Here is a 13,516-nt window from a genome sequence, read left to right as displayed (position 1 = left end):
TTCCGATACCCTCCCTTCCGAAGATTGCCGATGTATCCCACCACGCCCGATGGACGCTATTTCGTAGTACGCGGTCGGCTTTGGCGCTGCAGCAATCCTGCCCTTCCCGAAGACGTGCGCCAGCACTGGGTCAACGCGCTGATGGATGCCCGACGAGCCGTCAAGGCTGCCAAACAAGCCGAAGATCCCCAGGCACTGAAACAGGCGCGGGCGCAGGTCGACGCCGCCAAGCAGGCCTTGGGCGAACGGGGCGAAGTGTGGTGGACCGACGGCAGCGCCGACATGAATCGACGCATGGCGCGCAATACCGTTTATGCGGATTGGTATGCGGGGCTGGATGAGGCATCGCTGAAGTAACGCGCCACGGCAAGGCTGGACCGCGCCGAGAATACCCCGGCGCGGCATACAGCGATCAGACGCTGACGGTTGGGACGCCATCCATCAGCTTTTCCAGGGTGATCGGCAGGTTGCGCACCCGCTTGCCAGTGGCATGGTAGACCGCATTGGCCACCGCCGCCGCCAAACCGGTCACACCAATCTCACCGACCCCACGCGCACCGTACTCGTTGAGGTTGTAGTCCGGGTAATCGAGCAGAATCACATCGATCTCGGGCTGGTCGGCATGCACCGGCACTACATATTCGGCATAGTTATTGTTCACCGGCATGCCATTGCGCTCGTCGTAGTCGGTGGACTCGAACAACGCCATGCCGATGGCCATGACGATCGCCCCTTCGACCTGATTACGCGCGGTCTTGCCGTTGATGACCTTGCCGACGTCGATGGCGCTGACCACACGAGACACCCGCAGGCGCGAGATGCCCGGATCCCAGCGAACCTCGACGAAATGCGCGCCGAACGAACTGAAGGCGTGCTTCTTGGTGTCGGCCATGCCGGTATGGGCCTCACCCTCGGCACTGGCGATCTTGAGCTTCTTCAGCACTTCGGCGAATTCCAGGCTGGTCGAGCCATCCTGCAGACGACCGTTGCTCACCGTGATCGCTTCCGCCTTGGCATTGGGCAGCCCACCCTCCTCGGAAGCGGCAAAGCTCTTGAGTTGGGTAAGCGCTGCACGGGTGGCCTCGGCCACGGCGGGCAGTGCGCTGGCCGTCATCCAGGAGCCGCCGGAAACCGGCGCGGGTGGATAGGAAGAATTACCCAGCTCCACCGTGATCCTGTCCAAAGGCAGACCGGTGATGTCGCTGACACACTGGGCGAGCACCGTGTAGGTACCGGTGCCGATGTCCTGGCCCCCGCAATACACCACGGCACGGCCGTCGGCGGTCAGCGAAACCCGCGCCTCGCAGGGTGTGCGGAAGGCATCCCAGTTGCACTGCGCCATGCCGTAGCCGACGATCTCGTGGCCATCACGCATGCTGCCGATACCGGGCTTGCGATTGGCCCAGCCAAAACGCTCCGCACCTTGAGCCAAGGCTTCGCGCAAATGGTTGCCCGACCAGGGCAGGTTTTCCTGCTCGTTCTGCTCGGCCCAGTTCAACTGACGGAACGCCAGCGGGTCCATCTTGCAGCGCTCGGCCAGCTCGTCGATGGCCGACTCCAGCGCGAACAGACCAGGTGCCGCACCCGGCGCACGCATCGAGGTCGGTGCCCCGCGGTTGACCTGGACCGTGCCGTGGGTGACCTCGACATTGGCACACGAATACAGGCTGGCGCTCATGCCCCCGCAGTTTTCGACGTACTGGTCGCCGATGCCAGTGGTGTTGAGCGATTCATGCCGCAGCGACACCAGCTTGCCCTTGCCATCGGCGGCCAGGCGCATGCGCTGCCGGGTTTCCGGACGATGGCCTACGGTGGTAAACATCTGCGCCCGTGGAATCACCAGCTGCACGGGGCGGCCAACGACTTTGGCAGCGGCGCAGGCTGCGACCGAGTGTGGCCAGATCCACAGCTTGCCGCCGAACCCCGAACCAATGAACGGTGCGCGAACTTCTACGCGCTCGGTCGGCAGGCCGAAAATCTGCGCCAGCGTGTTGCGATGGACCACTACCGACTGGGTCGATTCGTACACCACCAACTTGCCGTTGTCCCACATGGCCACGGTGGCGTGCATCTCCATCGGGTTGTGGGTTTCCACCGGCGTCGTGTAGGTGGCGTCGACCGTCTGTGCACCACCGTCGAACGCACCGGCCGGATCGCCGCGCTTGTGACCCTGCCCACCATCGGCAGCCGCCTTGCGCTTCAGACCCTGCTCAAGATTGGCTGCAGCGGCACTTTCGCTGTAGCTGACCTTGACCTTGTAGGCCGCCTCACGGGCGTGCTCGAACGTGTCGGCCACGACCAGCGCCACGAACTGACCGGCATAGCGCACCACGTTGTCTTCGAAGGGCAGCCTTTTTTCATCGGTACGCGAGCCCGACAGCACGCCGGCCAGGGAAAACGGCACGGGCGAAGTATGGAACGCCTGGGGAAAATTGCCGTGGTGCAGAATTTCCAGCACGCCGGGCGAGCGCCGTGCAGCGTCGATGTCCAGGGACTTGATCGAGCCACTGGCTACGGTGCTGTAGACACCGTAGGCGAAAACCATGCCCTTGGGCTGATGGTCGGCCGCATAGTGCGCGGCACCGGTGACCTTCAGGCGACCGTCGACGCGGCGCGGGGATGCCCCCATGATTGACTCGCTCATGCGATGGCTCCTGTGCCCAGTGTGGTGAGGTTGCGCACGATGGCCTGCTGCCCCAGCGGGATCTTGTAGGCATTGTGGGCATACGGCTTGGCGCCTTGCAGGGCAATGGCCGCGGCCTTGGCAAAATTCTCCGGGGTCGCCGCCGCGCCACGCAGCGCACGCTCGGCTTCGAGCGCACGCCACGGCTTGGTGCCGACGCCGCCCAGGGCAATGCGCGCCTCACGGATGACCTGACCGTCCATCACCAGAATGACCGCGCTGGAGGCCAGGGCGAACTGGTAGGAAGCACGATCACGCAGCTTCAGGTAGGCGGATTTGCCGCCCGCCAAAGGCGCGTTCAATGTGACGTGCGTGATCAATTCGTCAGGCTGCAGGGCGTGTTCTTTCCAGGGCGTCGCGCCAGGCAGCAGATGGAAGTCCTGGAAGTCGATTTCCCGTTTGCCGTTGGGGCCCTGTACCTGAACGGTGGCCCCGATCGCCGCCATGGCCACGCACATGTCCGACGGGTGGGTGGCAATGCACTGATCGCTGGTGCCCAGTACGGCGTGCACGCTGCGGTTGTGCCCGCCGATGGCAGCGCAGCCGGATCCGGGTGTACGTTTGTTGCAGGCAGAAACGCCGTCGCGGAAGTAGTTGCAACGCACGCGCTGCATGACATTGCCGGCCGTGGTGGCCTTGTTGCGCAGCTGCGTGGTGGCTCCCGACAGCAGCGCCTGGGACAGCACCGCATAGTCGCTCTTGATGCGCGGATGATTGGCTAGTCCGGTATTGGTGACCATGGCGCCGATGCGGGTGCGACCGTCACTCAAGGTCTCGACCTGATCCAGCGCCAGGGCATGCACATCGATCACTCGATCGGGCTGCATGATGTCGATCTTGACCAGATCGAGCAGCGTCGTGCCACCGGCCAGAAACGCCGTGGCTTCGTTGCGGGCATGGGTGGCAACGGCCTGTTCGGGGCTGGTTGCGCGGGTGTATTCCAAGGCTCTCATCAGCTGGCTCCCTGTACTTTGCCACGGGCATCCTGCACGGCGGCAAGGATGTTCTTGTACGCGCCACACCGGCAGATGTTGCCGCTCATGGCTTCGCGCACGCTGGCGTCATCGGCACCGATGTTCGGGTCCTTGATGATCGCCGCGGCCGTCATCATCTGGCCCGAGGTGCAGTAACCGCACTGAAACGCGTCGTGGGCCCAGAAGGCTTCCTGAATGGGGTGCAGCTGACCATTGCGCTCCAGCCCCTCGATGGTGGTGATTTCGTCACCTTGGTGCATGGCCGCCAGGGACAGGCAGCTGTTCACCGGCTGGCCATTGATGTGCAAGGTGCAGGCGCCGCACTGGCCATGGTCACAGCCCTTCTTGGTGCCGGTCAGCTGCAGGCGATCGCGCAGCACGTCCAGCAGCACGGCATTGCCAGGCACATTGAGGGTGTGCGGCTGGCCGTTGACCTTGAGCGTGATCCGCTGCTCGCCCTTGGCCAGCGGCTTTTCGCTGTCATCGATGGGCGCCAGCTGTGCGGCCTGGGCCCAGACCGGCGCAGTCGCAGCCGCCATGCCCGATATGCCCATGGTCCGCAGAAAGTTGCGGCGCGACGGCGTGGTCAGTTCCTTGAACAGCTCGCCGGAGCCTTCGGGATCTGAGGAAGTCTTTTCGGTCGGATCGGTCATGTAGCGGTCCTCATCTATTTTTTTATGTCACGAATCACGGTCTTGCTGTGCCTAGGTGCAGACATCTGGAGAGCACCATTGGTTGATGTCGTACGTCAGGTCGGTTCGCGGTTTGGTTTCAAAGCGTGTCGCACGTCACGCGCCGCCGAGGGGACCGCGCCCGTCACAGTCCTGCGAACGCAATCAGCACAAAGACCTTCAGTATGCATTCGGCCACAACAAGGCCCTTGCCCAATCGAAGCGCGTTCTTGCCTATTCCAATGAAAGGAAGGAACGATACCCGCGCAGCGCCGGGCTAGCCCTCGCCACGCAGGACGGCGATGTCACGCTTGGGCGGCGCGCCGAACAGACGACGGTATTCGCGACTGAACTGTGATGGACTCTCATAGCCGACCTTGAACGCCGCGCTGGATACGTCCTGATGTTCATTGAGCATCAAACGCTTGGCTTCGTTGAGCCGCAGCCATTTTTGATACTGCAACGGACTCATCAAGGTGAGTTGCCGAAAGTGATGATGAAAGGTCGGAGTGCTCATCTGAACCTTTGCCGCCAGCTCGTCGACACGCAGCGGCGACGTATAGTTGAGTTTCAACCAATCGATGGCCCTGCCGATTCGATACCCCTGCCCATCCACCGAAGTGATCTGCCTGAGCCGTCCGGTCTGATCGCTCTGCAGCAGGCGGTAGTGGATTTCACGCTGTATCAGCGGCGCCAGTACCGCAATGGATTCCGGCTCATCGAGCAACGCCAGCAAACGTTCCAGCGAACCGAGCATCTGCACGGTCACCGACCCGATACCCACGCCCCTGACCCTGACCCTGACAGGAGTCCGATCGCGGGCTGCGGGCAGATCGCTCAGCGCGATCAGCTCGGCGAGCATGCGCACATCGAGCCTCAACGTCAGCCCCAGGCAGGGCTTGTCGGGGCTTGCGACGAGCACTTCGGAGTTGGCCGGCAGATCCAGAGACGTGATCAAGAACCTCGACGTGCTGTATTCGTAGCCCTCCCCGCCCACCCACAGACGCTTCTCGCCCTGCGCCACCAGGATGATGCTCGGCTCCACCATGCAGGTCACCGGCGGTGCGGGATGATCACGCCTGAAAAGCCCGAGTCCGGGAATGTCCGTGGGGTAATCACCTGGGCTGGCAATGCGCGAACCGATCATGCGGGCCAGCCTTTCTGGCGCCGATACCGGCTGGAAAACTGTGTCGACTGTGTGGGTCATATGCACCTCGGGCTCCTGCATCGACTTTAACCCGCCCTCGACTGTCCGTCCCGCCCCGCCCTGAACACTCATCGAATCAGGCAAGTAATCCAGTGAAATGCGCTACAGACCGTCTCATGAGCACAGGAGAATGCACATCCCAACACTCAGTGGAGAGGCAACATCGGATGGAAAGGTCTCCGACACCTGTCACCCAGCCCCCTCGATCCTGGGGCGCGGTATTCGCCATGTCATTGGCCGCCTTCGTACTGGTCGCCTCGGAATTCATGCCCGTCAGCCTGCTCACCCCCATCGCCTCGGACCTGCACATCACCGAGGGCCAGGCGGGTCAGGGCATTTCCGTATCGGGGCTGTTTGCCCTGTTCACCAGCCTCTTGATCGCATCCGTTGCCGCTCGAGTGGACCGCAGACCACTGCTGGTTGCCCTCACCGTGCTGATGATCGTCTCCGGCGCAGTGGTGGCGTTCGCGCCCAACTATTGGGTATTCATGATCGGCCGGGCCCTGATCGGCGTCGCGATTGGCGGATTCTGGTCCTTGTCGGCAGCCACCGCCATGCGCCTGGTCCCACAAGAGCAGATCACTCGGGCCATGGCCATCGTCAACGGTGGCAACGCACTGGCGACCGTAGTCGCGGCCCCTCTGGGCAGCTTTCTGGGCGCCCTGATCGGCTGGCGCGGCGCGTTCCTGTCGCTGCTCCCCATCGCCGTCGTGGCCTGTGCATGGCTGCTGGCAAGCCTTCCCTCCATGAAACCGCAAGGCGGATCGAGCGGCAGCAATGTGCTCCCCTTGCTGAAAACTGCACCCGTCGCCTTGGGCATGCTCGCGATCAGCGTGTTTTTCATGGGCCAGTTCATGCTGTTCACCTACCTGCGTCCGTTTCTGGAAACGGTCACGCACGTCAGCGTTTCCACCCTCTCATTGATGCTCCTGGGGCTCGGGGTGGCCGGGCTGGCCGGAACGTTCCTGATCGAGGCCTTCCTGAAGCATGGGCTGCACCGCACGCTGATCGTCATTCCCCTGCTGATGTCAGCGGTGGCCCTGGCGCTGGTTGCCTTCGGCAGCTCGACGACGGTAACCGCTGTACTGCTCGGTTTTTGGGGACTGGTGGCGACGGCCGCACCGGTGGGCTGGTGGACCTGGCTTGCGAAGACACTGCCAGACGACGCCGATGCCGGCGGCGGCCTGATGGTGGCGATCATCCAGTTGGCCATCGCCTCAGGCGCCATCGTCGGCGGGCTGATCTTCGACGCAAGCGGCTACCGTGCAACCTTCGAGTCCAGCGCAGCGTTGCTGGCAATGGCCGCGATTCTGGCGGCGATTGCAGGACGCGCCACATCCCGTGCATCGGCTTTCAGCCGCGCGGCAACGGACTAGGTGCCAGATCACTGCCCGCCCTTGCCCAGAACGCTTCGGCCGACTGGCCCAGATGGCCTTTTGGCCGAGTCAAATGAATCTCCAGCGGTATGTCCCAGTCTTCGCCGAGCGCCCTTACCAGGCGTCCTTCCAGAACTTCCTGCTCCGTCAGGCTCTTGGGTAGCCAGGCGACGCCTTTGCTTTCCAGCGCCATCGACATCAGGACGGCCGCGAGATGGCTGCTGAACAGAGGCTGCAGATGAAGGTAGTCCTCCTTGCCCCGAAGGCGGTGGGCAACGATCCGCCCCAGACCTGATTGATGGGTATAGGCCAGGTAAGGAAGTGCCGCCGGCGACGTACCGACATGAACGCCGGCACTGGCGAGCGGTACCAGAACATCCTCACCCACCTTCTTGCTGACGAACTGGTCGGGAGCCAGCAGCGGTGGGACGTCGGGGTGACGATGGCAGAGCAGAAACTGAACCTGGCCGTGTATCAGCATCTGCTCGCAGACGGCCATGCTGTCGGAATGAAGCTGGACCGCTTCGATCGGCGCACCGGTTTCGGAGCTGCGCAGCCACTTGGGAAAAAACGTGAACGACAGCGAATGGGTCGCAGCGAACTTGAGTGACCGGGCCGACACGCCCGCCACTTCCTGAGCCTCGTTGCGCAGCCGGTAAAGGTGCCGGGCCGCCTCCTGCGCGCCGGGTAGAATCTTGCGCCCTGCCTCCGTCAACGTTGCGCCATGGGGCGTGCGCACGAGCAATTCCACACCCATCCAGTTTTCCAGCGAACGGACCCTGCGGCTGAAAGCCGGCTGGGTGATGTGACGTGCTTCGGCGGCGCGCACGAAGCTGCCGTATTCGGCAAGCGCCGAAAGATCTTCAAGCCAGACGAGTTCCACGCGCCATGCCTTCTGTGCATAGGGTTCGGCATTAATAGCATTGGGCGGGTGACTGCGCAAAGCATAACGTGAGGCCACAACCAACAAGAGGAACCCTCCATGCGCATCGTGGACATTCGTGAAAAGACCGTCTCCATTGCCTCCCCCATTGCCAACGCCTACATCGACTTCTCCAAGATGACCTGCTCGGTGGTGGCCGTGATCACGGACGTGATTCGCGATGGCAAGCCGGTGATCGGCTATGGCTTCAACTCCAATGGTCGTTACGGTCAGGGCGCGCTGATGCGTGACCGCTTCCTGGCACGCATCGCCGAAGCCGATCCCGACACCCTGATCGATTCGGCAAACGACAACCTCGATCCGTTCGCCATCTGGAAAACCCTCATGACCAACGAAAAGCCGGGCGGTCATGGCGAGCGCTCGGTTGCCGTCGGCACCCTGGACATGGCGGTGTGGGATGCGGTCGCCAAGATCGAAGGCAAGCCGCTGTATCGCCTGCTGGCGGACCGCTACCGTAATGGCGTCGCGGACGACAAGGTCTGGGTCTACGCGGCGGGTGGTTATTACTATCCCGGCAAGGACCAGACCAAGCTCAAGGCCGAGATGCAAAGCTATCTGGACCGCGGCTACGACGTGGTCAAGATGAAAATCGGTGCCGTACCGCTGGATGAAGACATCCGCCGTATCGAAGCCGTTCTCGAGGTGGTAGGCGATGGTCGTCGACTGGCCGTGGATGCCAACGGCCGCTTCGATTTGCAGACCGGCATCGCCTATGCCGAAGCGATCAAGCAGTACAACCTGTTCTGGTATGAGGAAGTCGGTGATCCGCTGGACTACGCCCTCCAGGCCGAACTGGCCAATCATTACGAACTGCCCATGGCCACCGGCGAGAACCTGTTTTCCCATCAGGACGCCCGCAACCTGCTGCGTCACGGAGGCATGCGCCCCGATCGCGACTACCTGCAGTTCGACTGCGCGCTGTCCTACGGGCTCGTGGAATACATGCGCACCCTGAAGGTGATGGAAGAGCTGGGCTGGTCTTCGCGTCGGGTGGTGCCGCACGGTGGCCACCAGATGTCGCTGAACATCGCCGCCGGCCTGCACCTGGGCGGCAACGAATCCTACCCGGATGTGTTCCAGCCATTTGGCGGCTTCGCCGACGGCATCCAGGTCGAAAACGGTTATGTAGGCCTACCGGACATTCCGGGCGTCGGCTTCGAAGCCAAGTCGGCCCTGTACGCCGTCATGCGCGAACTGGGCGAAGGCTGACCGCAGCCCTTCTGCGGCCTGCCCAGAACAGGCCGCAGACGCCGGCGTCGGACACCGACGCCACGCCACACGCCCATCACAACAATAAAATGAGGTGCTCTCGTGGAAGTCTCCAGATCTCGCTGGTACGGCCAGCTGTATGTCCAAGTGTTGATCGGCATCGTCATCGGTGCCGCCATCGGCTATTTCGCCCCCAACATCGGCGCCAAGCTTCAACCCTTTGCCGATGGTTTCATCAAGCTGATCAAAATGCTTCTGGCACCCATCATTTTCGGTACCGTCGTCGTCGGCATCGCAAAAATGGGCAGCATCAAGGAGGTTGGCCGCATCGGCGTGAAAGCCCTGATCTACTTCGAGATCCTCTCGACCATTGCGTTGGTCGTAGGCTTGATCGTGGTCAATATCGTCAAGCCCGGCGTCGGCATGAACATCAACGTCAATGCACTCGACGCCAGTGCCATCAACAAATACAGCCAGGCGGCCAGCGAACAAGGCGGTACGGTCGAATTCTTCCTCAACATCATCCCGCACACCTTCGTCGGTGCGTTTTCCAACGGCGTGATGCTGCAGGTCATACTGCTGTCGGTACTGATGGGCATCGCGCTGGTTCAATTGGGCGAAGTCAGCAAGCCGCTGATCAATACCATCGATCTCTTCCTGCAAGGGCTGTTCAAGATCGTCGCCATGGTCATGCGCCTGGCGCCGCTCGGCGCAGGCGCCGGCATGGCGTTCACCATCGGCAAATACGGCATCGGTACCTTGCTGTCCCTCGGCCAGTTGCTGGTCGCGCTCTATATCACGACGCTGATATTCATCGTGGTCGTGCTGGGCGCGGTAGCCCGCTGGTCGGGGATGCCGTTGATGCAGTTTCTGCGCTACTTCAAGGACGAAATACTCATCACGCTGGGCACCTGCTCCACCGAGGCGGTGTTGCCGCGCATGATGGTCAAGCTGGAGAAGCTGGGTTGCAGGAAATCGGTCGTGGGCATGGTCCTGCCTACCGGGTACACGTTCAACGCCGACGGCACTTGCATCTACCTGACCATGGCAGCGATCTTCATCGCCCAAGCGACCAATACCCCCCTGACGTTCGCCGACCAGATGATTCTGCTGGCCGTGTTCCTGCTGACATCCAAAGGCTCGGCGGGCGTGGCAGGTGCCGGGTTCGTCACGCTGGCGGCTACGCTGACCACCATTCACTCCATTCCTCTGGTGGGTCTGGTGTTGCTGCTGGGTATCGACCGGTTCCTCAACGAAGCCCGCGCGGTGACCAACCTGATCGGAAACGGCATCGGCACCATCGCGATTGCAAAGTGGGACAACTCGTTCGACGCCGAAACCTGCCAGCGTGAACTGGCAGCCATGAAAGACGAAAAGGCCGCGAAAAAAGCGCTGCTGGCGCAAAAGTGAGAGGCCGTGCTCGCCACGTCCGGGCATCACGACTCATGGCGCAGGACCGTTGAGTACACCGAAGAAAGGTTGTTACAACCCACTAGGCCGTGACGGTCTGGCTTTTGGATGCCCTGAAAGGCTGACGACAGATAAACAATCGCACGTGAAAAATGGTGTCCCAGGCGGGGTTCGAACCTGCAACCTTCCCCTTAGGAGGGGGATGCTCTATCCAATTGAGCTACTGAGACACACAGCGGCGTACCGGGCGGCACGACGAACGGCATGCATGTTACCCAGCCAGGCCCGGTTTGTCATGCAGCATGGAAAGGATTTTGCCTTGTTGAGTCGCTGGAAAACCCAGCTTCAGCGTTCATGCATTTTGCAATACTCAACTGCACTCGGCAGTGCAGGATGCAATATCAAATTGCCCTGAGCACTGTGCATACCGCTGAAATCACTGGGTTTTTCCCAATCTCTGAAGTTGGCACGCCGCCTGCTACATCCGATGTTGAACCACGCTTCGACATTCAGGCTGCGGAGAATTTCAATGAACAGCGTCCTCTTGGTGCTCAACGCTATGACATTGGTCATCCTCATTGGCGTTCAGTTCCACAGCCAGACCACTGATCCTGCGCTGGTCCATGTCGATGCCGCCCGCTTCATCCCCGCCCCCATCGCTCGCGTTGCGTCTTCCAGCACCGAGGCGCCGCTCACGGCCGCCAAGGGCGTCAGCGAGCCCGCCACGACCCAGCGCACTGAACGCTATACCTTTTAAGGAGTTGCAGATGTCGAGATACGCCTTGGCATTCATGTTGATTGCCATAGCCTGTTGGACCAGCGCGTTCGCGTTCGGACAACACACGTCTGCCTTGGGGATCGCGTTGCAAGCCATGGGTGGTATCGCCAGTCTTGCGTTGTTGCTGGCGCTGATCAAAGGTCGCAGGATCAAATTCGATCCCCTGTTGCGCTAATCGCCCACAAGATCGACACCTGTCGACAATCAATGCTAGCAAATGGCCCAGATGTCACTATGCTACCCCCCAAGGTAGCTCGCGCGTGCTGTGCGCAGTATGCACAAAGCGGGTCAGAGCACCTCTTGAAGAGATCTCCACTCTGTATGTGAACGTGTCCTGGCAGATGCGGCCAGCCTGTGCAAAATACAGTGCAGGAGGGGCTGGCAAAATGCCACGATTCGGATCATTATTTGTCACAGAATTGGCGTCAAAGCTATGTCGCATTAGTGCATCATAGCGCCGCATCGGCAGGCTGGAACAATTTGCCGATCGGCGTGTCCTAACCGACATCCTGCGGCCTACTTCAAGAACCGCTCCCCCTGAACTTATCGGTCATCACTATGCGCCCACTCAAACAGGCTGTTTACTCCAGCCGCACGGCTGACAAATTCGTAGTACGTCTTCCTGACGGGATGCGTGAGCAGATTGCTGAGGTGGCTCGTAACCATCACCGCAGCATGAACTCTGAGATCATCGCACGCCTGGAACAGAGCCTGATCCAGGAAGGTGCCTTGGGTGAAGAGTTGAGCATGAAGATGGACAGCCCGGAATTGTCCTTGCATGAGCGTGAGCTCCTGCAGCGTTTCCGTCAGCTGTCGCACCGACAGCAAAATGCACTGGTGTCCTTGATCGCCCATGACGTCGAGGCCGCAGCCGAAGCGTCATGAACACCGCCGCAAAAAAAAGCCAGCTCTAGAGCTGGCTTTTTTGTGGGTGACGAAAGGCTCAGGCCGCAGCGTGAACGCGCGTGCCCAGCACACGATCGACTACCACCGCCACGAGCAGCACAGCAACCGACGGCACCAGCCAGGCCAGGCCTTGTTCACTCAGCGGAAGGTCGAGCAAGGATGCTGGCAACCACTGCGAAAGGCCCGCGCCCTTGATCGCATCGATGAGGCCGAAGAGCAACGAGACAAGCATGACCGGGCCAAGAATACGCGACTGCGAATACCACAACCCGGCGCAAAAGCTCAGCGCCACCAGCACGATGCAGGGCGGATAGATGGCGGTCAGCACGGGGATGGAAAAAGCGATCAGCTTGGTCAAGCCCAGGTTGGATACCAGCAGCGAGAACAGCGCCAGCAAGAGCACCAGCGTCTTGTAGGACAGTGGCAAGACTCGGCTGAAATACTCGGCGCAGGCGCAGGTCAGGCCAACAGCAGTCACCAGGCATGCCAGCGAGATCAGCACGGCCAGGAAACCACTGCCCAGCCCGCCGAAGGTGTGCTGCACATAGGCATGCAGAACCGCAGCGCCGTTGGTAGCACCGGCCGCGACGGCGTGGCTGCCCGACCCAAGACGAAAGAGACTGATGTACACCAGGGCCAGCCCTACTCCGGCAATCAGCCCGGCGATGATCGCGTAGCGCGTGATCAGCTTGGGCGACTCGACGCCTCTGGAGCGAATGGCATTGACGATGACGATGCCGAACACCAGCGCACCCAACGTATCCATGGTCAGGTAACCATTGATGAAGCCGAGTGAAAATGGCGCAGCGACATACTCGGGCACCGCATCACCGCTGGGACCTACCGGCAAGGCAAACGCGGCAATACCCAATACGGCCAGAGCGATGATTTTCAGCGGGGCCAGAAATCGCCCTACGGTATCGAGCAGGCGTCCGGGGTAGAGTGAAACGATGTACACCAGTAGGAAGTACACCGCGCTATAGAGAAACAGCGCCAGCGGCGTTTCACCGGTCAAGGGCGCCAGGCCTACGGCAAACGACACGGTGGCGGTGCGCGGCGTTGCGAACAACGGGCCCACCGCCAGATAGCACACGGCGGCCAACAGACCACCCGCCAGCTTACCGATCGGACTGCTCAGCGCATCCATCGAACCGCCGACCCTGGCCAGCGCCACCACGGTGATCACCGGCAGACCTACCGCCGTCACCAGGAAGCCCAATGCCGCCATCCAGACATTCGGCCCAGCCTGCAGGCCGACGAAGGGTGGAAAGATGATATTGCCCGCGCCTACGAACAAGGCGAACGTCATGAAACCAAGCGCCAGAATATCCTGGCCTTTAAGCACTTTCATTGGAAGGA

Annotated in this window: 13 protein-coding genes and 1 tRNA gene; 7 read left to right on the top strand and 7 right to left on the bottom strand. The window is 61.4% G+C overall.

Annotation, left to right across the window (positions count from 1 at the left end):
* Window positions 1–30 precede the first annotated feature (30 nt).
* Complete coding sequence (locus ABMD26_RS20160; RefSeq protein WP_354311400.1) at window positions 31–357, top strand: hypothetical protein; 327 nt, start codon at window positions 31–33, stop codon at window positions 355–357.
* A gap of 55 nt (window positions 358–412) precedes the next feature.
* Here the strand turns inward: ABMD26_RS20160 and ABMD26_RS20155 are convergent, their stop codons facing one another.
* The 4 genes from ABMD26_RS20155 to ABMD26_RS20140 form a co-directional block, all read right to left on the bottom strand.
* A complete protein-coding gene (locus ABMD26_RS20155; RefSeq protein WP_192000462.1) occupies window positions 413–2,644 on the bottom strand; it encodes a xanthine dehydrogenase family protein molybdopterin-binding subunit in 2,232 nt (743 codons plus the stop codon).
* Complete coding sequence (locus ABMD26_RS20150; RefSeq protein ID WP_056842227.1) at window positions 2,641–3,636, bottom strand: FAD binding domain-containing protein; 996 nt, start codon at window positions 3,634–3,636, stop codon at window positions 2,641–2,643. Before ABMD26_RS20150 ends, ABMD26_RS20155 begins: the two co-directional genes overlap by 4 nt.
* On the bottom strand, window positions 3,636–4,211 hold the full coding sequence (locus ABMD26_RS20145; protein WP_236690495.1) for a (2Fe-2S)-binding protein: 576 nt from the start codon (window positions 4,209–4,211) through the stop codon (window positions 3,636–3,638). The genes ABMD26_RS20150 and ABMD26_RS20145 overlap by 1 nt, the downstream gene beginning before the upstream one ends.
* 394 nt (window positions 4,212–4,605) lie before the next feature.
* Window positions 4,606–5,535, bottom strand: coding sequence for an AraC family transcriptional regulator (locus ABMD26_RS20140; protein WP_354311397.1), 930 nt, complete (start codon window positions 5,533–5,535; stop codon window positions 4,606–4,608).
* 167 nt (window positions 5,536–5,702) lie between these two features.
* On the opposite strand from ABMD26_RS20140, the gene ABMD26_RS20135 reads away from it, so the two are divergent.
* On the top strand, window positions 5,703–6,911 hold the full coding sequence (locus ABMD26_RS20135; protein ID WP_502948349.1) for an MFS transporter: 1,209 nt from the start codon (window positions 5,703–5,705) through the stop codon (window positions 6,909–6,911).
* On the opposite strand, the gene ABMD26_RS20130 is transcribed toward ABMD26_RS20135, so the two are convergent.
* Entirely contained in the window at window positions 6,889–7,794 is a 906-nt protein-coding gene (locus tag ABMD26_RS20130) for a LysR family transcriptional regulator (RefSeq protein ID WP_354311850.1), read from the bottom strand. The genes ABMD26_RS20135 and ABMD26_RS20130 overlap by 23 nt on opposite strands.
* Before the next feature lie 99 nt (window positions 7,795–7,893).
* Here ABMD26_RS20130 and ABMD26_RS20125 point away from each other — a divergent pair, with 99 nt between their 5' ends.
* Together ABMD26_RS20125 and dctA are read left to right on the top strand one after the other, a co-directional pair.
* Window positions 7,894–9,063, top strand: a complete 1,170-nt coding sequence (locus ABMD26_RS20125; protein ID WP_122743414.1) for a mandelate racemase/muconate lactonizing enzyme family protein — start codon at window positions 7,894–7,896, stop codon at window positions 9,061–9,063.
* Window positions 9,064–9,165: 102 nt separating this feature from the next.
* Entirely contained in the window at window positions 9,166–10,473 is a 1,308-nt protein-coding gene (gene dctA, locus ABMD26_RS20120) for a C4-dicarboxylate transporter DctA (protein WP_354311393.1), read from the top strand.
* A gap of 153 nt (window positions 10,474–10,626) precedes the next feature.
* Here the strand turns inward: dctA and ABMD26_RS20115 are convergent.
* A tRNA-Arg gene (locus tag ABMD26_RS20115) sits at window positions 10,627–10,703 on the bottom strand.
* 299 nt (window positions 10,704–11,002) lie between these two features.
* Between ABMD26_RS20115 and ABMD26_RS20110 the strand changes: the two genes are divergently transcribed.
* The 3 genes from ABMD26_RS20110 to ABMD26_RS20100 all read left to right on the top strand — a co-directional run bounded on the left by ABMD26_RS20110 (window position 11,003) and on the right by ABMD26_RS20100 (window position 12,136).
* Entirely contained in the window at window positions 11,003–11,230 is a 228-nt protein-coding gene (locus ABMD26_RS20110; RefSeq protein ID WP_354311391.1) for a hypothetical protein, read from the top strand.
* 10 nt (window positions 11,231–11,240) lie between these two features.
* Window positions 11,241–11,426, top strand: coding sequence for a PA3371 family protein (locus ABMD26_RS20105; RefSeq protein ID WP_056842221.1), 186 nt, complete (start codon window positions 11,241–11,243; stop codon window positions 11,424–11,426).
* A 383-nt stretch (window positions 11,427–11,809) separates the two neighbouring features.
* Window positions 11,810–12,136, top strand: coding sequence for an Arc family DNA-binding protein (locus tag ABMD26_RS20100; protein ID WP_043190613.1), 327 nt, complete (start codon window positions 11,810–11,812; stop codon window positions 12,134–12,136).
* 58 nt (window positions 12,137–12,194) lie between these two features.
* Here the strand turns inward: ABMD26_RS20100 and brnQ are convergent, their stop codons facing one another.
* Complete coding sequence (gene brnQ / locus ABMD26_RS20095; protein ID WP_134721762.1) at window positions 12,195–13,508, bottom strand: branched-chain amino acid transport system II carrier protein; 1,314 nt, start codon at window positions 13,506–13,508, stop codon at window positions 12,195–12,197.
* Window positions 13,509–13,516: the final 8 nt, after the last annotated feature.

The sequence above is a fragment of the Pseudomonas sp. PvP001 genome (genome assembly GCF_040546375.1).
Classification (GTDB): Bacteria; Pseudomonadota; Gammaproteobacteria; order Pseudomonadales; family Pseudomonadaceae; genus Aquipseudomonas; species Aquipseudomonas coleopterorum.
Note: the sequence above shows the minus strand (reverse complement) of the source record. Positions and strands in the feature narration are given on the sequence as shown.

Bases quoted from the DNA above. Each gene is read 5' to 3' on its own strand.
- ABMD26_RS20160 (WP_354311400.1), top strand. From the start codon at position 31: ATGTATCCCACCACGCCCGATGGACGCTATTTCGTAGTACGCGGTCGG.
- ABMD26_RS20155 (WP_192000462.1), bottom strand. From the start codon at position 2,644: ATGAGCGAGTCAATCATGGGGGCATCCCCGCGCCGCGTCGACGGTCGC.
- ABMD26_RS20150 (WP_056842227.1), bottom strand. From the start codon at position 3,636: ATGAGAGCCTTGGAATACACCCGCGCAACCAGCCCCGAACAGGCCGTT.
- ABMD26_RS20145 (WP_236690495.1), bottom strand. From the start codon at position 4,211: ATGGGCATATCGGGCATGGCGGCTGCGACTGCGCCGGTCTGGGCCCAG.
- ABMD26_RS20140 (WP_354311397.1), bottom strand. From the start codon at position 5,535: ATGACCCACACAGTCGACACAGTTTTCCAGCCGGTATCGGCGCCAGAA.
- ABMD26_RS20135 (WP_502948349.1), top strand. From the start codon at position 5,703: ATGGAAAGGTCTCCGACACCTGTCACCCAGCCCCCTCGATCCTGGGGC.
- ABMD26_RS20125 (WP_122743414.1), top strand. From the start codon at position 7,894: ATGCGCATCGTGGACATTCGTGAAAAGACCGTCTCCATTGCCTCCCCC.
- ABMD26_RS20110 (WP_354311391.1), top strand. From the start codon at position 11,003: ATGAACAGCGTCCTCTTGGTGCTCAACGCTATGACATTGGTCATCCTC.
- ABMD26_RS20105 (WP_056842221.1), top strand. From the start codon at position 11,241: ATGTCGAGATACGCCTTGGCATTCATGTTGATTGCCATAGCCTGTTGG.
- ABMD26_RS20100 (WP_043190613.1), top strand. From the start codon at position 11,810: ATGCGCCCACTCAAACAGGCTGTTTACTCCAGCCGCACGGCTGACAAA.
- brnQ (WP_134721762.1), bottom strand. From the start codon at position 13,508: ATGAAAGTGCTTAAAGGCCAGGATATTCTGGCGCTTGGTTTCATGACG.